19 protein-coding genes and 1 pseudogene are annotated in these 21,156 nt (G+C 49.1%); 11 read left to right on the forward strand and 9 right to left on the reverse strand.

Annotation, left to right across the window (positions count from 1 at the left end):
* Positions 1-151: 151 nt before the first annotated feature.
* Positions 152-1,606 (forward strand): cardiolipin synthase, encoded by a 1,455-nt coding sequence (gene cls / locus UF06_RS19875; protein WP_045571963.1) that lies wholly within the window; start codon positions 152-154, stop codon positions 1,604-1,606.
* Positions 1,607-1,718: 112 nt separating this feature from the next.
* Positions 1,719-2,918, forward strand: coding sequence for a cystathionine beta-lyase (locus tag UF06_RS19880; RefSeq protein ID WP_045571964.1), 1,200 nt, complete (start codon positions 1,719-1,721; stop codon positions 2,916-2,918).
* 82 nt (positions 2,919-3,000) lie between these two features.
* Here UF06_RS19880 and UF06_RS19885 read toward each other — a convergent pair whose 3' ends face one another.
* The 7 genes from UF06_RS19885 to pspA all read right to left on the reverse strand — a co-directional run bounded on the left by UF06_RS19885 (position 3,001) and on the right by pspA (position 10,327).
* The gene (locus UF06_RS19885) at positions 3,001-3,567 is read right to left on the reverse strand and encodes a DNA-3-methyladenine glycosylase I (RefSeq protein WP_045571965.1); all 567 of its coding nucleotides are present in this window, start codon (positions 3,565-3,567) and stop codon (positions 3,001-3,003) included.
* An 81-nt stretch (positions 3,568-3,648) separates the two neighbouring features.
* Positions 3,649-6,756, reverse strand: coding sequence for an efflux RND transporter permease subunit (locus tag UF06_RS19890; RefSeq protein WP_045571966.1), 3,108 nt, complete (start codon positions 6,754-6,756; stop codon positions 3,649-3,651).
* Entirely contained in the window at positions 6,749-7,864 is a 1,116-nt protein-coding gene (locus tag UF06_RS19895) for an efflux RND transporter periplasmic adaptor subunit (RefSeq protein ID WP_171816763.1), read from the reverse strand. The genes UF06_RS19890 and UF06_RS19895 overlap by 8 nt, the downstream gene beginning before the upstream one ends.
* Positions 7,836-8,867 carry an efflux RND transporter periplasmic adaptor subunit gene (locus tag UF06_RS19900; protein ID WP_045572067.1) on the reverse strand — a complete coding sequence of 344 codons (1,032 nt, stop codon included), beginning with the start codon at positions 8,865-8,867 and terminating at the stop codon, positions 7,836-7,838. Before UF06_RS19900 ends, UF06_RS19895 begins: the two co-directional genes overlap by 29 nt.
* A gap of 158 nt (positions 8,868-9,025) precedes the next feature.
* Entirely contained in the window at positions 9,026-9,415 is a 390-nt protein-coding gene (gene pspC / locus UF06_RS19905) for an envelope stress response membrane protein PspC (protein WP_045571968.1), read from the reverse strand.
* Positions 9,408-9,641 (reverse strand): envelope stress response membrane protein PspB, encoded by a 234-nt coding sequence (gene pspB, locus UF06_RS19910; RefSeq protein WP_045571969.1) that lies wholly within the window; start codon positions 9,639-9,641, stop codon positions 9,408-9,410. The genes pspC and pspB overlap by 8 nt, the downstream gene beginning before the upstream one ends.
* 14 nt (positions 9,642-9,655) lie before the next feature.
* Entirely contained in the window at positions 9,656-10,327 is a 672-nt protein-coding gene (gene pspA / locus UF06_RS19915) for a phage shock protein PspA (protein ID WP_039429618.1), read from the reverse strand.
* A gap of 226 nt (positions 10,328-10,553) precedes the next feature.
* On the opposite strand from pspA, the gene pspF reads away from it, so the two are divergent.
* The 7 genes from pspF (at position 10,554) to UF06_RS19950 (ending at position 17,878) form a co-directional block, all read left to right on the forward strand.
* On the forward strand, positions 10,554-11,588 hold the full coding sequence (pspF, locus tag UF06_RS19920) for a phage shock protein operon transcriptional activator (protein WP_045571970.1): 1,035 nt from the start codon (positions 10,554-10,556) through the stop codon (positions 11,586-11,588).
* 218 nt (positions 11,589-11,806) lie between these two features.
* A complete protein-coding gene (gene sapA / locus UF06_RS19925; protein ID WP_045571971.1) occupies positions 11,807-13,423 on the forward strand; it encodes an ABC transporter substrate-binding protein SapA in 1,617 nt (538 codons plus the stop codon).
* The gene (locus UF06_RS19930) at positions 13,423-14,385 is read left to right on the forward strand and encodes an ABC transporter permease subunit (RefSeq protein WP_045571972.1); all 963 of its coding nucleotides are present in this window, start codon (positions 13,423-13,425) and stop codon (positions 14,383-14,385) included. The genes sapA and UF06_RS19930 overlap by 1 nt, the downstream gene beginning before the upstream one ends.
* Entirely contained in the window at positions 14,372-15,259 is an 888-nt protein-coding gene (gene sapC, locus UF06_RS19935) for a putrescine export ABC transporter permease SapC (protein WP_045571973.1), read from the forward strand. The genes UF06_RS19930 and sapC overlap by 14 nt, the downstream gene beginning before the upstream one ends.
* On the forward strand, positions 15,259-16,254 hold the full coding sequence (locus UF06_RS19940) for an oligopeptide/dipeptide ABC transporter ATP-binding protein (protein WP_045571974.1): 996 nt from the start codon (positions 15,259-15,261) through the stop codon (positions 16,252-16,254). Before sapC ends, UF06_RS19940 begins: the two co-directional genes overlap by 1 nt.
* Entirely contained in the window at positions 16,251-17,036 is a 786-nt protein-coding gene (locus UF06_RS19945; RefSeq protein WP_045571975.1) for an ATP-binding cassette domain-containing protein, read from the forward strand. The genes UF06_RS19940 and UF06_RS19945 overlap by 4 nt, the downstream gene beginning before the upstream one ends.
* 53 nt (positions 17,037-17,089) lie before the next feature.
* Positions 17,090-17,878, forward strand: a complete 789-nt coding sequence (locus UF06_RS19950; RefSeq protein ID WP_139046420.1) for a DUF2927 domain-containing protein — start codon at positions 17,090-17,092, stop codon at positions 17,876-17,878.
* An 82-nt stretch (positions 17,879-17,960) separates the two neighbouring features.
* On the opposite strand, the gene UF06_RS19955 is transcribed toward UF06_RS19950, so the two are convergent.
* Together UF06_RS19955 and UF06_RS19960 are read right to left on the reverse strand one after the other, a co-directional pair.
* Positions 17,961-18,350 (reverse strand): DUF2750 domain-containing protein, encoded by a 390-nt coding sequence (locus UF06_RS19955; protein WP_039429631.1) that lies wholly within the window; start codon positions 18,348-18,350, stop codon positions 17,961-17,963.
* A gap of 142 nt (positions 18,351-18,492) precedes the next feature.
* Positions 18,493-19,398: a manganese-dependent inorganic pyrophosphatase gene (locus UF06_RS19960; RefSeq protein WP_045571976.1), complete on the reverse strand. Its 906-nt coding sequence runs from the start codon at positions 19,396-19,398 to the stop codon at positions 18,493-18,495.
* 210 nt (positions 19,399-19,608) lie between these two features.
* Between UF06_RS19960 and UF06_RS19965 the strand changes: the two genes are divergently transcribed.
* Complete coding sequence (locus UF06_RS19965) at positions 19,609-20,820, forward strand: putative manganese transporter (protein WP_139046421.1); 1,212 nt, start codon at positions 19,609-19,611, stop codon at positions 20,818-20,820.
* Between the two features lie 14 nt (positions 20,821-20,834).
* Positions 20,835-21,090, forward strand: a pseudogene (locus UF06_RS28060) (IS4 family transposase); the annotation flags it as partial.
* Positions 21,091-21,156: the final 66 nt, after the last annotated feature.

Consider the following 21,156-nt stretch of genomic DNA (forward strand, 5'->3'; position numbering starts at 1 on the left):
TTTACCCACAATGCAACATTTATGACCTGTTGTTAACAATCTTTAAACATATTCATTCTGTTTGCGTGATACTGGTATCATTTGCTACCTATTCCTAATTGGTGCGTTTGCGCTTACTATCAAAAACGAGAAAAAATGTTTAGAGATCATGATGGATAAGTTCTACCACTTTCTTACTCTTGCTGGCATCGGTTTATATTGGGTACTGGTTGCCGGGGTCACCTTGCGAGTCGTGTTGAAGCGACGGGCCGTGAGCGTCTCGCTGGCATGGCTGATGATCATCTACATCTTGCCTGTATTGGGCATTGCCTGCTATTTCCTGTTTGGTGAGTTGAACTTAGGTCGTAAACGCGCCGAGCGAGCCAAAGAGATGTTTACTCCCTACGCCAAATGGTTTGCGCAGTTGAACGATTGCCAAGCACACACGCCAGAGTCGATGGGGCACCATATCTATCGGATAGATGAGCTGTGTAACAATCGCCTCGGCTTACCCGCTCTAAGCGGTAACTCGCTTTCGCTGCAACGCTCACCAGACGAGATCCTGCATTCTGTTATTCGCGATATCGAAGCGGCGCAAAGTTGCATTCGTATGGTGTTTTACATCTGGCATCCCGGAGGGCTCGCGGATTCGGTGGCCTCCGCACTGATTCAAGCAGCCAAACGAGGGGTGGATGTGAAACTGCTGCTCGATTCCGCAGGCAGCCCGCGCTTTTTCCGTAGCCCTTGGTATTCGATGATGAAAACCGCCGGCATTCACGTGGTTCAGGCATTAGAAGTGAGCCCTTGGCGGATATTCTTACGACGACTCGATTTGCGCCAACATCGCAAGATCATCGTTATAGATGATGAAATTGCTTATACAGGCTCGATGAATCTGGTTGACCCGGCTTTTTTCAAACAGAGCAGCGGCGTCGGACAGTGGATCGACATCATGGTGCGTATCACCGGGCCTACGGTGAATGTGCTCTCAGCCATCCATTGCTGGGACTGGGAAGTGGAGACTGGCTCTCGATTCTTACCAAGATTGCCCGAATGCCCTTTGGATGCCGAGCTGCATAAGCATCCCATCCAGGTGGTTCCCTCTGGCCCAGGTATGCCTGAGTATCTGATCTATCAAGCGCTGACGCTGGCGATCAACCAAGCCAACCATTCGGTGACAATCACAACCCCTTACTTTGTGCCAAGTACCGATTTGCTCGAAACACTCAAAATGACCGCGCAAAGAGGGATTCAGGTTGAGTTGATCATTCCGCACAAGAACGACTCTATGATGGTGCAGTGGGCCTCACGCGCGTTTTACACTGAGCTAATGGAAGCGGGTGTGAAAATCCATGAGTTTTACGGCGGCTTACTGCACACCAAATCGGTCGTCATCGATAAGCAATTCTGCCTAGTCGGCACGGTGAATCTTGATATGCGCAGCCTGTGGCTGAACTTCGAAGTCACTCTCGCTATTGAGGATCTGCAATTTACCTTAGAGATGCACCAGCTCCAGCAAGAATATAAAGCGCAGTCGCATAAACTGCGACTACAGCAATGGAATGAACGCAGCCTCTATTCTCGCTTCCTTGAAAGGCTCTTCTATCTGTTTAATCCTCTGCTGTGAACGTTAGGCCAAACGCTTTTAAGAAATGCTTTTTTGTTTGGCTTGTCCCCTTGCCAATCCCCTGCTGTCCATGTTTTAAATAGAGGATTCTTATTTAGGACAAGGAACTGATATGTCGCAAGGCAAACAAACAAAATTCGTGACGGCGGGACGCAACAAAAAGTGGACCAACGGAGTGGTAAACCCTCCAGTACAACGCGCTTCGACTGTCGTTTTTGAGAGTGTGGCGGAAAAGCATCATGCGATGGTGAATCGCGCCAACAAAACCTTGTTCTACGGACGTCGCGGTACGACAACGCACTTTGCCTTTCAAGAAGCGATGGTGGAAATTGAAGGTGGCGCGGGCTGTGCGCTTTACCCCTGCGGCACCGCAGCCATCAGTAACGCGATTCTTTCGTTCGTCGAGTCCGGCGACCATCTATTGATGGTGGATACCTGCTATGAACCCACCCGCGACTTCTGTGACAAAATCCTTAAAAAATTCGGCGTTGAGACCACTTATTACGATCCGATGATCGGTGAAGACATCCGTTCACTGATCAAACTGAACACCAAAGTGCTGTTTACCGAATCTCCGGGTTCTATCACCATGGAAGTACAGGACATTCCGACACTCGCACGCATCGCTCACGAGCACGGCATCATTGTGATGCTGGATAACACCTGGGCGGCAGGCGTGAATTTCTCGCCATTTGAACATGGTGTCGATATTTCCATTCAAGCAGCAACTAAGTACATCGTTGGTCATTCCGATGTGATGTTAGGCACCGCGGTTGCCAGCGAGCAATACTGGGATCAACTGCGCGAGCAAAGCTACTTGATGGGCCAGTGCGTTTCGCCAGATGACGCTTATCTTGGCCTACGCGGCATTCGTACTTTGGACGTGCGTCTGCGCCAGCATGCGGAAAACAGCCTAAAAGTTGCCGAATGGCTCGCAACGCGCCCCGAAGTCGACCATGTTCGCCACCCTGCTCTACCGAGCTGTCCGGGGCACGAATTTTTCAAGCGCGATTTCACCGGTGGCAACGGACTGTTTTCATTCGTGCTAAAAACCAGCTGTCCAAAAGCGACCACGGCACTGCTAGATGGAATGCAGCACTTTAGCATGGGCTACTCTTGGGGTGGGTTTGAAAGCTTGATCTTGGCCAATGAACCGAAGAGCTTTAACAGCCTGCGCACCATCGCCAATCCCAATTTTACAGGCACGCTCATTCGCCTACATATTGGTCTGGAAGATATCAACGACCTGATTGCCGATCTACAAGCCGGGCTTGAACGCTACAACGCCGTACTGATAGAAAAAGAGGTGTAGCTCAGTCAGTAATCAAGATGTGACTCGCCCTCCGTTGTGGAGGGCGAGTTGTGTTAAAGGATTTGTCTTACTCACGCCCGAGTTAGTGTTGCGCTTTACAAGGACAGCCGACCACGTGATCATCGACCATACCAACCGCCTGCATGAAGGCGTAACAAATTGTCTCACCAACAAACTTAAATCCACGCTTTTTCAAAAACTTGCTCATTGCTTTTGATTGCTCGGTGGATGCAGGCACTTGCTGCATCGACGTCCACGGATTCACCATTGGTTTATGTTCGACAAACTGCCACAACGCGTTACTGAGTGAGCCAAACTCTTGTTGTAGTGCAATCGCCGCTTTTGCATTACTGAACACCGAAGCAATTTTGCCTTTGTGTCTCACCACATCAAATCGTTCAATAATTTGATCGATACGCTCTTCGCCATACGTAGAGAGAAGCGATAAATCGTAGTCCTCAAATGCCTGACGATAACCTTCGCGCTTTTTCAGTACCGTAATCCAGCTTAACCCGGCTTGAGCACCTTCTAAGGTAATAAACTCAAATAATTTTTTGTCATCAAAAACAGGCTTCCCCCATTCAGCGTCATGATATTCACGCTCCAAGGGGTGGTTCATCGCCCATGCACAGGTATTCTGTTCTGTCATTCAATTATCCCTAAACAATGCGCTTTGCGGTCACGATAACCTCACCAAACAAAGCGCATCAAATCAACGCTCTCCCGTGCCTTATTTCGGCACAGCCACTTTATGGAACAGACGATACAGCACAGGTACGACAATCAATGTCAGTACTGTAGCAAATCCAAGACCAAACATAATTGTCACTGCCATCGGCTTGAAGAAAATATCAGGCAGTAACGGCACCATACCTAAAATGGTGGTAATCGCCGCCATACACACCGGACGCACACGGCTGAGTGAGGCATCAACCACCGCAATATAAGGGTCTTTACCCGATTTCATTTCTATTTCGATCTGATCCAGTAGCACAATACCATTTTTCAACAACATACCCGAGAGGCTTAAGAAACCAAGCAGCGCCATAAAGCCAAATGGGGTATTGAGTGCAAGTAAACCCGTCGTCACGCCAATCACCGCCAGGGGCACGGTTAACCATACGATGAGAGGTTCCTTAACCGAATTAAACAGGAACACGGTGATCAGGAACATGAATAGGTAACCCATCGGCATGGTCTGGAACAGCGATGCTTGCGCATCTCTTGATGACTCATATTCGCCGCCCCACTCTAGCGAATAGCCGGGAGGCATCGGAATCGCTTCAATTGCTGACATCAATCTCGTTTGTAGTGTCGCGGCGGTTTCTTCACCTAAAATGTCTGGGTCGGCCATCACCGTGAGAATGCGTTTGCGGTTTTTCCGTACTATGATGGGGTCTTCCCACTTGAGTTCATAACCCAAGGTGACCTGCTGCAATGGAATATACTCACCCAAAGCTGGGCTCCAGATCTTCATCCCCTCGATATTACGAATATCAACACGCTCAGCTTCAGGCAAACGCGCCATAATAGGCATCAAGGTTGTGCCATCACGGTATACCCCAACAGCCTTACCAGAAAACGACATCGCGAGGAAATCATCCACATCCGACTTGGTGATGCCATAGCGTCGTGCTTGGCTTTCATTAAATTGCGGCTCAAGTACTTTGGTCCGTTCTCGCCAATTGTGACGGACATTGGTCGCGCCGGGGTCTGCATACATCACGTCCATCACCTGTGATGCGATGGAGCGCAGCACTGTCGGATCCGATCCGACGATACGCGCCTCGATTTTCGCGCCACCACCAGGACCTAATTCAATCTGTTTCAGTTTGTAGTTAATTTCAGGAAAGTGATTACCGACATATTGGCGAAACTTATCCATCAGAGGTGCCAGTGTTTCGTAATTGGTCACGCGCGTCGTGATTTCGCCATAAGCGGCATAGCTTTTCTCAGGCGCGTAAGTCAGCATAAAACGCTGCAAGCCTTTACCAGCAGTTGTCGTTACATGTTCTACACCGTCTTGTTCTACCAACCAATCTTGCAATACTTTGAGTTTGGTGTTGGTCGCACGAATATCACTGCCTTCAGGCAACCAGATGTCCGCTTGGAATATCGGCGTCGTCGACGATGGGAAAAACGCCTGTTTAACCAAGGTAAAACCATACAAGCTGACGAACAAACCGACTAATAATACCCCTATCGTCAGCCACGCGCGCCGCATACAGAATTCGAGAAAGTTTTTGTATACGATAAAAATCATTCCCTTGTAGGGATCAACCTCGTCGCCATTTTGCTGCGCATTTACCTTTTGTCCTCTAAAAAAGAGATCGGCAAAAAATGGGGTTAGGGAGATAGCGGTGAACCAGCTCAACATTAAAGAAATCAATAGAACCGTAAACAACGTGCCACAATATTCACCCGATGCGTCCTGTGACAAACCAATCGGTGCGAATGCCGTTACAGCGATCACCGTGGCGCCGAGCAAAGGCCACTTGGTTTGCGTGACAATATCCGTCGCGGCTTGAAGACGTGTTCGTCCTTTTTGCGTGCCAATTAAGATACCTTCAACCACCACAATGGCATTATCGACCAGCATCCCCAGCGCGATAACCAAAGCCCCTAGGGAGATACGTTGCAAATCGATCTTAAAATACAGCATGAAGATGAAGGTACCGAGCACCGTCAGCAATAAGATCAAACCAATGAGTAACCCTGAACGTAATCCCATAAAAAACAGCAAGACAATGATCACAATCGCCACGGCTTGCCCGAGACTTACAACAAACCCACTGACCGATTTATCCACTTCTTTCGGCTGACTGTAAATTTCTGCTATGTCGATGCCAACGGGTTGTTGGTATTTTAGCTCGGCCAAACGTCGATCAAACAAATTGCCGACTTCCACCACGTTGACACCTTGAGCGAATGAAATGCCAATATTCAGCGCCAACTTACCGTTAAAGTTAATGATATTGCTAGGAACCTCAACATACCCACGTTTGATCTCTGCCACATCGCGCAGATAAATCAGCCCCTGCGCACCATTCTCTGTGATGATCAAATCGCCCAGTTGATCCACATTCTGAAACTCACCAGTAGGATGTATGCGAATGTACTCATCACCAATGCGAATCGCTCCGGCATCCGATACCGCATTCTGCGTTGAAAGTAAGTTGAACACTGTGTTGGGAGAAAGACCAAGGCTACTCAAGCGCTTCATCGAAACTTCAATAAACACTTGTTCTTGTTGCTGCGCAGACACCGATACCTTACTGACTCCATCGACCAGTTCCAGCTCTCGGCGCAAATAATCGACGTAATCCAGCAACTCTTTGTAACTGTAACCTTCTCCGGTAATCGCCAACAAAATCCCATACACGTCACCAAAATCATCAATCACTTGCGGCTCATTGAGACCCGGCGGTAACTGGCCTTTCAAGTCATTGACTTTGCGACGCAGTTCATCCCAAATCTGCGGTAAGTCATTTGGCCCGTAGTTCCTTTTCATTGAGACGGTGATTTGTGACAAGCCTCGACTCGACAAGGAGTTCACTTCGTCTACATACGGAAGCTGTTGAATGGCTTTCTCTAGCGGGTAGGTCACTTCTTCTTCGACTTGCTGCGGTGTTGCTCCGGGATAGGAGGTCACCACCATGGCGTCTTTAATAGTAAAAGCAGGGTCTTCCAAACGCCCCAGACCAAAAAACGCCGCCGTACCACCAATCAAGAAAATCAACGAAATCATCCAGCTGATCACACGATTACGAATAAAATAGGCCGCAATTCCCGCTATTTCTTGGTCGCTTTGAGGCGAGTGTTGTTTGTTGTCAGTCATTGCTAGCCTCCTGAGCAATCACGTTTACCGCCATACCATCCCGCAGTCTGGCAATTCCCGCGACCACGACTTGATCATCCTTGTTTAAGCCTTGGTAGATCTGCACGCTCTCTTTCGAGGCTTTACCGACCACAACTTTGCGCTTACTTACCGTGCTATCGGCGTTCACAATCCAGACAAACTTGCTGTCCGTATCCAGCGGATCGCCATCAGCATTGAACACCGCTTCGATTGGTACTCGGATCCCTCGATTGAGCTCCAATCCCACCTGCTCTCCTCTCGTCGTCACTTCAACCGCCATGCCATCAAGAATGAACTCGTTTTCAGGCATTGGCATCGACAAGGTGACGGTAAACGTGCCCGTTGCGGGATCGGGTTCTGTGGTGAACTCTTGAATGCTTGCCATATATTCATTGCCACTAGGAACACGGACACTCGCTTGGACATGAGAAAGTTTTTCTTGGGATGGCTGGTTGCTATAGAGTTGATCGGGCAACTGTATGAGCACTTCCACGGCATCCAAACTGTGGATGTTGACCACTTGCTGGCCAACTTGAACATTCTCAAACTTCTCAACACTGACCCGAGAAATTATGCCATCCATCGGCGCTTTCAGTTGAGTAAATGAGAGGCGTAATTTAGCCAGCTCTAATTCGGCTAGGGCAATTTCTCTTTGTGCCGCAATTTCATCAAATTGCGATTTTGCCAACAGTCCTTTGTCAACCAGAGGTTTGGAGCGGTTGAACTGGCTGTCTACCACGGAAAAGCGCGCTTGGGCATTTTCAACGTCTAATCGATAGTCGGTTGGGTCGAGTTCGGCGATCATTGCGCCTTTAAGGATCCTATCCCCTTCACGAACATGCAGATTAGTGACCTCACCAGCAACACGAAAGCCCAACTGAGACCGTTGCGCGGCATGAGCCACCGCAGGAAAATAGAGATTGTCTGGTGTTGAGCTGTCTACCTGACTTGCCACTTTTACGTTGGGAATAACAGGGGCGGTGGCTTGTTGCCCTTCACCACATCCGCTCAACAGCGAGAGGGATGCCAACGCGCTAAAATATGTCCATTGCTTCACGTTACAGCCCTCGCTCTTTGATCCATTCACGCACTTTTATTCCTGCCTCTATACCGCTGACACCAGAAATAATGATCTTGTCGCCATCCTGAAGACCGCTCAATACTTCACGCTTAGGATTAAGTTCAATCGGCGCAGCCTGAACAATACCTTGTTCATCCACACGCCAGACATACTGCTGTTGCTCACGCATAAAAATGGCATTTTGCGGGATCTGCGTTGCGGCATTGGAAGACGCCACAAGACGCACATTGCCAGCCATGCCAGGTAATACCCCTAAATCTTGGGGGCGTTCCATAATCATGGTAACTTTGTAACTGCCTCTTGTGGAGTCTGATTCAGTATCTATTTCTTGAAAACGCAACGGAAATTCATGCTCAGGGAAAGCATCGAACTTCATACTGGCAACGGGCTCTTTTTCTGATGAAAAACGCCCGAGCAGATGGTCCGGCAATTGGAAAATCACCTTTAACAGTTGATTGCTCTGGATATTCATGACCGTCTGCTTCGCGCCAACGTATTCGTGCGTCTCCGCGATAACCAGTGATACTGTACCGTCGTAAGGAGCGACAAGCTTAGTGTAACGCAGGTTGGCTTCCGCTTGCTCTAAGGTGGCACGTGCCGATTTATGATTGGCTTGAGCCTGGTCAAAGTCTTGTTCTGAAACCACTTTGTCGGCGCGCAGTTTTTTAAAGCGTTCATATTGCACTTCAGCCAAGGTAAAATTCGCTTTGGCTTGTTTGCTAAGTAAGGCGTATTCGTCAGGATTTAGAGTGGCCAGCGTTTGGCCTTTACTCACTCGCTGCCCTGCGGTTACTTCAATGGTTTGCAACTGCCCAGGAACCCGAAAGGTCAGCACGGCTTTGTCGCCAGCTTCTGAAACGGCAGGAAAAGTACGTTCAAATTGGGAATTGCCAACGGAAACAGTAAATAACTTAGCTGGCCTGGATTCTGGTTCGGGAATTGGCGGGAGTTCTCGGCCACAACCACTGACTGTTGCCGCAACCGCCAGAAAAACAAACGCTCTTCTCATGGTAATCATCCGGTTAGATTTAAGTAACTAAACCTTAGATGACGTATGCTTTTTGTTCCAGTTCAGGTTGCTGAACTCTCGGTGGAACAGCAAAAATAAAGAGCAAGCCTGAAGCTTGCTCTCACTTTTTTGTTTGATTTGACTGGCACTTGGCTCGCTTAGAGCTTGCTAAACTCGCGGTTCACTTTGAACGTATCAGAAGTCACATACGCTTCCATATCGCGTACCCTGCCTTCAATTTTACTAAAGTCTTTTTCCAACACAGACAGCAGTTCTTCCGCGCTTTGCCCTGCCTGCCAAGGCTTTGCTTTGAGTTTGTGCTCATGTTTTGCCTTGAGATTTTCTTCATATCTTATCGGCTGCTTTTCCAGCGTCAACGTCATCGCGACATAGGCCAAGATAACGAGAAAGCTGCCGCCGAGTAGCGCCGCCGAAATCACCAAGATACGAATCAGCCACACTTCCGCACCGAAAAAGTTGGCAATGCCCGCACATACTCCAGAAAGTTTGCCATTCACCGGGTCACGGTACAGTTCTCTATCACTCATATCTGCGCCTCCAATCAGGTGTTTCTGCGTCGAGAATGCGTTCCAGAGTCTCTAGTCGGTTCTGCAACGATTCTGCCCGTTCCGATAGAGACTCTAGCCTTTGCAGATCGACATTCGATAGCCCGCTGCTGGCTTTGCGCTTACTACGGTAATGAAGGAACAGCCAAAGTGGTGCGACAAAAATCAGAAAGACAGTTAATGGTCCAGCGATCATAAATGTCGTCATAGTGGCTCCTTGGATTATTTTTCTTGTGAGTTAACTTGTTCTTTTAGCTTTGCCAGCTCTTGTTCAATTTCGTCTTGCGCCTGAAGTTCGGCAAACTCTTGTTCAAGTGACTTGGACGCGCCACTGTTGGCGTAGAGATCCGCTTCCGCTTCAAGCTCATCGACTTTACGGGCGTATTGTTCAAATTTGGCCATCGCTTCATGGGTGCGGCCAGAACTTAGATGACGTTGTACATCGCGACGATTTGACGCCGCTTGATTGCGAATGGTCAACGCTTGCTGCTTGGCACGTGTTTCGGCAATTTTGGTTTCCAGTTTGCCGATTTCACCCGTCAACTTTTCGATGGTTTCTTCGACCAATGTCTGTTCAGTATGCAAGCCTTTGATAATATCTTGCAATTTTTGTCTTTCAATCAGCGCGGCACGCGCCAGATCTTCACGCTGTTTGGTCAACGCTAAGGTCGCTTTTTGTTGCCAATCGGCGATCTGTGCTTCCATCGCTTCAACTTTACGCGCCAGCTCTTTTTTATCCGCTAACGCTTTAGCGGAGTTGGTGCGCACTTCAACGAGTGTGTCTTCCATTTCCTGGATAATGAGACGAATCATTTTTTCCGGGTCTTCAGCCTTGTCGAGCAATGCGCTGATGTTGGAATTGATAATGTCTGCAAAGCGAGAAAAAATGCCCATAATGAAACTCCTCTGTGGCTCTCTGGACTCGTGCGCTGTGTTAGGGTGCACGACATAAAATACTTGGTTGCTAAAGGTATAACAACAAGCGTGCCAACTTAAATTTTTCTTTTTTTTCATACAGATAGCAAGTCGCTTGTCTGAACACCACACTATGCTATGATGATTCTCACCAATTTTTGGCAAATTTTACCACTTCGCCTCTGCTGACCATGAGAAGGATGTTATGAAGCAAAACCTTATCGGTGAATCGCCGGCTTTTCTTGCTGTGCTAGACAAAGTATCGCAATTGGCACCTATTGAACGCCCTGTCTTGATCATTGGCGAACGTGGAACGGGAAAAGAGTTGATAGCCCAGCGGCTTCACTATCTCTCAAAGCGTTGGGATAAGCCATTGCTGTCACTCAATTGCGCAACGCTCAGCGAGGGTCTGATTGACTCCGAACTGTTTGGTCACGAATCTGGCTCGTTCACGGGTTCAAAAGGAAAGCACAAAGGCCGTTTCGAGCGGGCTGAAGGTGGCACTTTATTTCTTGATGAACTGGCAACAGCACCGCTTATGGTTCAGGAAAAGCTACTTCGGGTGATTGAATACGGCGAATACGAACGGGTTGGCGGCCACCAAGCACTGACCGCCGATGTACGTCTAGTTTGCGCGACTAACGCCGATCTACCGCAAATGGCAGAAAGCGGTGTTTTTCGCGCCGACTTGTTAGACAGGCTAGCGTTTGACGTCATTATGTTGCCGCCGCTTCGAGAGCGTAGAGAAGATATCTTATTGTTGGCCGAACATTATGCAATCAAGATGTGTCGCGAGCTAAAACTCGATTACTTCGTCGGTTTTACGCAAAACGCCCAAAACCAGTTGAACGAATACCCATGGCCGGGCAATGTGCGTGAATTAAAGAATGTGGTAGAACGTGCTATCTACCGTCACGGAGTCGACCCTGACCCCATTGACGAATTGAGTTTCAATCCATTTGCCACCAGTTGGACACAGAAACACGCTGTAGTGACTCCGGCGGCTTCGCCCGCCAACCAGAAAGAGAGCCGCCCTAGCGCAACGACGGATCAGCCCTCCACCCAGTTTAATTTCCCATTGGATTATAAGCAGTGGCAAGAGAATCAAGATATTTTGCTGCTCACACAAGTACTGGAAGAGAGCAAATACAATCAACGCCAAGCGGCTGACTTGCTCGGCTTGAGTTATCATCAGTTTCGCGGCATGGTGAGAAAATACGCATTAGTTGGGCAAAACTAGCCTAACCTAGCACGAAAAAGCAGCGTGACAATGTTACACTTAACACAATCGCGCGAGTTGGTTTATTCAGGTGGAATACTTCTTCCCATAAGAAAAATTGCCTTGATAACGCCTTGCTGAAAAACGAATTTGTGTTTGGACCCCAGTGATAAAAATGGTAGATTAGTGCGCTATTTTGACGCTGATTCTCAGCTCATCCATATGAAACGTTTCATTTTATGAAAACATTGATACAGCTTGCATTCGGATTGATTGGCATCGGCCTACTTACGGGATGTGGTAATGAAGTTGACCACACAGAAATCCGTAAGGGCGGTTTTGTTTTCTGCGGCCAGAGTAATCTGAAAACTTTTAACCCTCAGCTCATTGATAGCGGGATTACCGCAGACGCGTTGAGTCCGCAAATTTACGATACTCTCCTCACGTTAGATCCCACCACACACCAACCGATCGCGAGTATTGCCCAGGATTGGCAGGTGAATAAATCTGGCACCGAATACATTTTTAATTTGCGAGCTGATGTCGCGTTTCAAAAGACGGCATGGTTTACCCCAACTCGCAACCTCAATGCGCAAGATGTGGTGTTCAGCTTTCGTCGTATCATTGATCCAACACATCCCTACCATTTGGTTGGCGGTGGCAGTTATCCTTGGTTTACGGGTATTGATCTGGTGAACTTATTGACCGATGTGGTTGCACTTTCCGATCATCAGGTAAAATTCATTCTCAGCCGTCCTAACTTTGCTTTTTTATCGAATCTCGCCACTAGCCACGCCGTGATCCTTTCCGCTGAGTATGGCCACCAACTGGCACAAAAGGACAGCAAAGAGAAAATGGACCTCTACCCTGTTGGTAGTGGACCTTTTGCGCTCGAAGAGTACCAAATCAATGATCTGGTTCGTCTGCGCCGCCATGAGCACTACTGGCGCGGGCCAGTTAAGATGGAGCAAGTGGTGTTCGATATTTCTCAGCGCGGAACAGGCACTTTGGCTAAGTTACTGCGCAATGAATGTGATGTGCTCAGTTCCCCCATATCGAGTCAGATCCCCGTTATTGAACAGCACCCCAGCATGGTTCTAACGGCGACACCTGCCATGAACGTTGCGTTTATTGCCATCAATACCAGCCATCTAGCGTTGCAAGATGTCCGTGTTAGACAGGCACTCAACTTGGCCATCAATCGACAAAATATCCTTGATTCTGTCTACTATGGCACGGGGACCATCGCTTACACCTTGCTGCCGCCAAGCTCTTGGGCATACCAAAAAGACAGCGTCAAGATTCGTTTTGACCGCAACTACGCCTTAGCCCTGCTGCGTGAGGCGGGCTATGAAAGCGGATTAACGCTATCTATGTGGGTCCCTTCAGAGCCGAGTGCCTATAATCCGAGCCCACGTAAAACCGCAGAACTGATTCAAGCCAATCTGGCCGATGTTGGGATTCAACTTAATCTGCTTTATGAAGAGCGTTTCGAACGAGTATTGCCAGATGAAACGGCCGCTGATCTGATTCTCACAGGCTGGGTCGCTGATACAGGCGATCCGGATAACTTTCTGCGCCCGCTGCTGTCGTGTAATTCTGAGCTTGCTGGCATTAACGTGGCGATGTGGTGCAACAGCGACTTCGATTTTCTGCTCGATCTCGCGCTTGAAACCGAAAAAAATCGTTATCGTTTAAACTTATATCGCCAAGCACAGAACATCCTCAATGAGGATTTCCCTGCCATTCCATTGGCACACGGCGTGCAATTCCGCGCCCACGACAAATCTCTGGTTGGTTTTAAATCCAGCCCGTTTAACTCGCAACCTTTCGACAGTGTGGAGAGAACCTATTAATGTTTTGGTACTCGGTTCGACGACTGAATCTGTTTGTCATTACGCTGACGATGCTTACCATCGCTGGCTTTTCCATTCTGCGCCTAGAGCCTGATTCGGTCTGGGCGAGAGCGGATTTTTGGCAAGGTTGGCAGCTTTATCTCAGCGAACTAACTCAACTTAATTTTGGCGTGAGTAAGAATGGCAACCAAATCTTTGATGAGCTGGCAGTGGTGTTTCCCGCGACACTTGAGTTGTGTATTTTGGCCTTTCTATTGGCGCTATTTATCGGTATTCCGTTTGGCACGATTGCGGGAATGAAGCAAGGAAAATGGGTCGACACCACCATCTCATTCATCTCGATGTCGGGATACTCTGCGCCGCTTTTCTGGGTCGCACTGCTAATGTTGATGGTTTTTTCGTTGCACTTTGAACTCTTCCCAGTTTCTGGCCGTTACGATCTGCTTTACGAGATCCCTCATGTCACTGGGTTTGCTATTGTTGATGCGTTTTTGGCTCAAGGACCTTACAAAGCGCACGCACTGCAAAGTGTGCTTGAGCATTTAGTGCTCCCTTGCTTGGTACTGGCACTCGCGCCAACCACACAGGTGATTGGCCTGATGCGCGCTTCTGTGGCCGATGTCATGAGCCAGAACTACATTCGTGCAGCTCGCATCAAAGGTTTGACCACTCGGCAGATCGTCACCCAGCACGTAATGCGCAATGCCATTCCGCCAATTATCCCCAAAGTGGGCGTACAACTTTCCAGTATGCTGACGCTGGTTATCATTACCGAGTCGATCTTTAACTGGCCTGGCGTGGGAAGATGGCTGCTTGATGCCCTCTCCAACCGAGATTATGCCTCCATTCAAGCGGGCGTTATGGTAGTGGCGACGCTGGTTCTGACGGCGAATATTCTGTCTGATCTGATTGGCGCGATGATAAACCCTCTGGTAAGGAAGGAATGGTATGCTAACCGATAGCGTCTACCAGGAAGAGCATATTCCAACGCAATTCGAGCGTTTCTGGCGTAGTTTCCGCAGTAATAATCTCGCAATGTTTGGTTTATGGTGTTTGGCGTTGATCACGCTCGTCACGCTGTTTGCGCCTCTGCTTGCACCTTACGATCCACAAGCGCAAACCAGCCAACTTTTGCATCCGCCTTCATGGAACCCAGCAGGCACAGTGGATTATTTTCTCGGTACCGATGACCTTGGCCGCGATATTTTGTCGCGTTTGATCATGGGCACTCAACCGACCTTCGGTGCTGCCGTGATCGTCACAGCTATCGCCGCTTTGATTGGCTGCGCCATCGGCATTTTGGCTGGCATGACCAAAGGCCTGTTGTCGAGTACCTTAAACCATTTGCTCGACACCATTATGTCCATACCTTCGCTCCTTTTGGCGATCATTTTCGTCGCGTTTTTCGGCGTTGGCGAGATGACGGTGCTGCTCGCGGTGTGTTTGGCGCTTATCCCGCGTTTTATTCGCTCGGTTTACATTGCGGTGCATACTGAGGTAGAGAAAGACTACATTATGGCCGCACGGCTTGATGGAGCAAATGACTTCTACTTGCTGTGGAACTCAATATTGCCGAATGTGCTGACGGTTGTCGCCGCTGAGCTGACGTTGGCGCTCTCCGTGGCGATTCTCGATGTCACCGCACTCGGTTTTCTTGGCCTTGGCGCACAAGCGCCCAGTACCGAATGGGGCGCAATCATTGGTGATTCGGTTGAACTGATTTATTTAGCGCCTTGGACGGTCACCCTGCCGGGATTATCGATCATGTTTACTGTGGTGGTGATCAACTTAGTCGGCGAAGGCGTGCGCCGCGCGCTCAATGCGGGGATTGAATAATGCCGCTGCTAGACATTCGTCATTTGACGATAGAAATCGAAACCCCTCAAGGCTTGGTCAAAGCGGTTGACCGAATGAGTTTAACCTTGAATGAAGGGGAAATTCGTGGTTTGGTGGGCGAATCTGGGTCGGGCAAAAGCTTGGTCGCGAAAGCGATTGTCGGCGTGTGTAAGGATAACTGGAAAGTCACCGCAGACCGTATGCGACTCGGCAACATCGACTTGCTCCAGCTCACTCCGAGCGAGCGCCGTCGCGTCATCGCCCGCGATATCGCGATGATCTTTCAAGAACCTTCGACCTGTTTGGATCCTTCTGAAGAGGTTGGCCATCAGTTGATTGAATCGATTCCATCGCGCACTTTCGATGGAAAATGGTGGGAACGTTTGAAATGGCGTAAAAAACGTGCGATTGCCTTGCTACATAAAGTGGGTATCAAAGATCACGAGCGCTTGATGAAAAGCTACCCCTATGAGCTAACCGATGGGGAATGTCAGAAAGTGATGATTGCGATGGCCATCGCCACCGCACCAAAGCTGCTTATCGCTGACGAGCCGACCAATGACTTAGATCCGATCACGCAAAATCAGATCTTGCGTCTGCTCAGTCGTATGAATCAGCTCAACAACACCACTATTTTGTTGATCGGCCACGATTTAACCAACATTACCCAGTGGGCTAGCCGCATCACTGTGATGTATTGTGGCCAATCGGTCGAATCGGCAGATACCGACAAAATCTTGGAAGGGCCTAAACATCCGTACACGGATGCTCTGCTCAAAGCCATGCCTGATTTTAACCACTGGATCCCGCACAAGCAGAAATTGCAATCGTTGCCCGGCTCCATTCCGCCTCTGCAACATTTGCCAATAGGCTGTCGACTTGGTCCTCGTTGTCCATACGCACAGCGTCAATGTGTGGAAATCCCTTACGCAAGACGAATTAAAAATCACAAGTTCAGTTGTCATTTCCCTCTTAATACGGAGAAAGATTCATGAGTGCTCTGCTGGAAGTGGACAATCTGTGCAAAGATTTTGTCACTCGTTCAGGCTTGTTTAGACGCAAAGTTCAGCATGCGGTCAAACCGGTGAGTTTTACCCTAGAAGCAGGGCAGACGATCGGTTTTATCGGTCAAAATGGCTCTGGAAAATCGACTCTGGCTCGCATGCTGGCGGGGATGGTTGAACCCACCTCAGGCGAGATACGCGTCAATGGTGAAAGACTGGAGCACAAAGATTACGCCACGCGCTGCAAGCTGATCCGAATGATATTCCAAGATCCCAACACTTCGCTCAACCCGCGTATTCAGATTGGACGCATTTTGGAAGGACCGCTGAAGCGAAACACCAACATGCCACCAGAAGCGCGTCTCAAACGTGTTAAAGACACTTTACTGCGCGTTGGCTTGCTGCCTGAACATGCCTACTTTTACCCGCAGATGCTGGCCGCCGGGCAAAAGCAGCGTGTTTGTTTGGCCAGAGCGCTGATTCTGCAACCCTCGATTATTGTCGCCGACGAAGCACTCAACGGTTTGGATATGGCCATGCGTTCGCAGATCATCAACCTGTTTCTTGAGCTTCAAGAAGAGATGGGTGTGTCGTTTGTTTACGTCTCGCAGCACATCGGTATCATCAAACACATTACGGACAAAGTGATGGTGATGCATGATGGCGATGTGGTCGAGTCTGGTGAGACACAACTGGTCCTTGGCGATCCTCAACACCCGATCACACAACGCTTGGTTGAAAACCATTTCTACAAAGCACCCGTCCATTATTGATCTCGGCAGGAACGACATTGGGCGATTGAGAGGATCACGCATTGGAGTCACGAATGAATCTCAAGATGAAGTCGCTGTGGAAAGGTTTTCTTGTGCTGCTTTTCTCTCCCGCCCTGCACTCTGCACCCCGGTTCGAAACTTGGCTTGACCCCGCGTTTGTCGAAAATGCCTTTATTCAAGTGGCGTTACGTGACGAATACAGCCCGGGCGAAAAGCCCATTCGCAAGTGGCAAGAGCCCATCTCTATTTTTGTTGAACATCAGGTCGGTGACCAAGCGCTGCACAACCAGTTGCTACAGATGCATATCGCCCACTTAACAAGTGTCACTGGTCTCTCGATTAAGGCGACCGATAACCGAAAGCAAGCCAACGTGGTCTGGGTGTTCACTCAAGAAGCAAACTATCAACAAGTGGTGAGTCAATGGATAGGCAAAGCGTCTGACGAAGAGCTCGCCAGTGCCATTTGCAAAGCAGGATTCAAGCAAAAAAATGGCGCGATCTATTCTGGCGCAGTGGTGATCCCTGTCGACAAGGCGCGAGAATATGGCAAGTTGGTCGCCTGTGTGGTGGAAGAGATCACTCAAGTACTTGGCTTACCGAATGATTCTGATGAAGCCTATCCTTCGATATTTAATGACCACTCGCCGGAAGAGCTGCTGTCACCGCTGGATGTGGTCTTACTCGCCCTGCTCTATCATCCAGAGATTAAAGCGGGCATGTCGGAAAACGAAGTCAAACCCGTCATTGAGCGAGTTTTACGCCAATTCGAGCACGACGGCACGTTAAAGAACGCGGTTAAAACGGCCAAGAGTGCTGAGCTTTTTGCGCTGGTGGGTTACTGATTGGGCGAAAAAATATCGCTTGAAATAAAAACGGCGCTCACATGCGCCGTTTTTATACTGTTCACTTTTGCTGTCAGCCAGCTTATTTGCGAGCGGCCTGTTTTTTCAGCTCAAAATCGAACTCGTCAGGGAACAGAATGACCCCTTCTTCGTTGATACTAGGAAACACTGCGACCGACAGTTGGTCTTCTTCCAAACCTTGCGTCCAACGACTGTGCCATTTATTGAGCGAAATGGACTCCGCCTGACACTCTTGCCAATCGCCCGTTGCCCACTCTTCGGCAAATTCTTTGTTTGGCCAGACAGGCACGCACTCGTCTTCGTCACTGTTGAGCATCACACAGCCATGCTCGTCGGTGAGGATCCATACTTGGCGCTGGGCAACAATCTCTTTAATGCAGTAACGCAGGCGCTGCTCTTGGTCGTAGCTGTTGATGGTTCGGATTTGATCTTGGGATAAAGGGGTCGTCATGGCGAATCTCCGCTCGTGCCGTTATGGGCTAAAATTGACCAGTAAAAACGCCCACCTGCGGCCGCAAATGGGCGTTTCCATTATGGGGTACTCCCCGAGGATCTACCAGCGCGAGTAGAAATACCCGGCGCTCATCCGCAGGTTAAACCAGCTCAACTTGCAGCCAAGGCCAGCCTTGTTTTTTGCGGCTCAAGGTGTTTTCCATCATCAGCAAACCGTCTTTCTCGTGTTTTGCCAATTTCTCTGCCCATTCACCTTTGTAAATCAGACGTGTCTGCGCGGTTGTGATGTCGGTGAGCATCACGGCTGCAAACGCCAGCGCTTGCTCGTCACAACGACGTTGCAGATCCGCTTCAAGCGCATCAATCATGCCATCAACCTGCTCAAGCGTCGCCAGTTCAACCTGACCAACCACCACATCACGGCCATTAAATGGGTAAGCTTTAAGATCTTTTTCCACCAACTGAGCCGCAGACAATCCTTCAATGTCTGTTTTAGCAATCAGTAGATCTTTGATGAACTTATCAAGATCCGTCACGCCCGCCAACTCTGCCAGCTCCATCACCGCCGCTTTGTCTTTTTCCGTGCAGGTTGGAGAAGCGAAACCAACGGTATCGGAAAGAATGGCAGACATCATCAGTGTCGCCAGCTCACGTGTAATTGGCGCATTTTCCATTTTGAACAGGTTGAACAAAATGGTGCAGGTACAGCCCACAGGCCAGATCCATGCTTCGAGTGGATTGACAGTCATCACGTCACCCAAACGGTGGTGGTCAACAATACCCAAGATTTCTGCTTCGTTGATGTCATCTGGCGCTTGAGCCAAGTCCGTGTAGTCAACCAGCCACACTTTCTCTCCTGCGACACTGGTGCGCAGCTCTGGCTGATCAACGCCAGCGGTTTCAAGAATGTGTTGAGTTTCGCGGTTGATTTCGCCTTGACGAATCGCTTTCGCTTCAAGGCCACGAGCTTTCAAAAGCTCAGTTGCCACCAAAGCGCCACAAATGCTGTCACTGTCCGGGTTTTTATGACCTACAACTAGAATCATTGTCTTTCCTATCTCAATATTGTTATTCCCGCCACGCTGCCGCTCAGCGGGTATGCTCACAAAGCCGCATACTTTACCTGATTTTTCTAGAATGTCATTGGCCGAAAACAAGAAAATCGCTGTTTCAAGCAAAGGGCAGAAAATCATTTGAGAATAATTGTCATTTGCATATAATGAGAATAATTCCTATTTGTATGTAGTGAGGTACCTATGGAGATGACGAAATCTGTACAATCATGGACAAATCCATTTTATCTCTCGCAGTTTCACTTTGCGTACAAACGTCTGTTGTTACCGGTATTCCTGGTCGCTTTACTGGTGACGCCAAGTACGCAAGCCCTGACCGTTGCCGCCTTGTCTGACTCATTTTGGGCGGTCTCTTGTTATGTCGCGCTCACCTTAGTGATTTATCATTACTTGGCGCTTGTGGTGAAAAAAGATAACGCCCTAACCCGTTTGTACCGTTATTCTCGCAATTATCAGGTATTGTTTGCCGCCCTGTTAGGCGCGCTACCCGGCTGTGGCGGTGCGATTGTCGTCACCACTCAGTTTGTCAGCGGGCGAATTGGCTTTGGCGCTATTGTTGCAGTGTTGACCGCCACTATGGGCGATGCGGCGTTTCTTTTACTGGCTAGTGAGCCCATCACTGGGCTGGGTGTGGTCGCTCTCGGTGTGGTAGTGGGTACGCTTTCGGGCCTGACGGTGAACTACTTTCATGCCGATGATTTTCTGCGTCCAAACAAACCTGAAAAGGCCGTGTGTGATGTGTCGTGCAAAAGAACGTCTGCCGATCTTACCCAGGTGCAGCAACACGCGATTAATCTGCAAGGCACGTTCTGGCAATGGATGATTGTACCTGGTGCTGTCGTTGCCCTGCTTGGCTCATTTCAAGTCGATATCAATCAGTGGTTGGGCCTTGGTGAAGAGCGCATTGAATGGCTGGGTGCTCTGTTAGCCATAGTTTGTATGTTGCTTTGGGCGCTCACCAAAGAGTTACAGGATTACCAGTCGACGGTGGCAGAAGATGACAAAAAGGCGGGCTCACACCCAATGCAAAAAGCGGCGCAAGACACCAATTTCGTCAGCGCTTGGGTGATCATGGCTTTTCTCGCCTTTGAGATGTTCAACCATTTCTCCGGTATCAATCTCACCGAATCACTGGCAGGCTGGGGGTTATGGATGCCGCTAGTCGGCTTAGCGGTTGGTATGCTGCCCGGATGCGGTCCGCAGATTTTGGTCACAAGTTTGTACCTCTCTGACGCAGTTCCTCTGTCTGCACAGTTGGCAAATGCCATCTCGAATGACGGCGATGCGCTCTTCCCTGCGATTGCGATGGCACCCAAAGCCGCCTTGATTGCGACGATTTACTCGTCCATCCCCGCATTTTTGGTCGGATATGGCTATCTGTTTCTGTTTGAGTAAACCACTTTATCCGCAGCCCCGAGCGCTTTGATATCATGCTATTGATAGTGTTGATGCTACATTGCAGGAGTGCATGCCCAGCAGAAGGGCTGGGATAAACACTTTCAGGCCAACACAGTAAGAGATAGAAATGCGCTCTCAATGGCTCGTTTATGTGTGGAAGTTTTGAGGCGAACGGATGACGAGATAACAAGGCAAGAGCTATTGTCTGTCGCAAGTATTATAGCTCAGAAGACTTCCAAAAACGGCTGCGTCTTGGCTGGATTATGAGCGTTCCTTCACGCTTTGTACTGACTGAGCATATTTCAACCATGAGAAACCGCTTAAAAAATACCA

The sequence above is a fragment of the Vibrio sp. S234-5 genome, from assembly GCF_000960595.1.
In the GTDB taxonomy this organism is placed as follows: Bacteria; Pseudomonadota; Gammaproteobacteria; order Enterobacterales; family Vibrionaceae; genus Vibrio.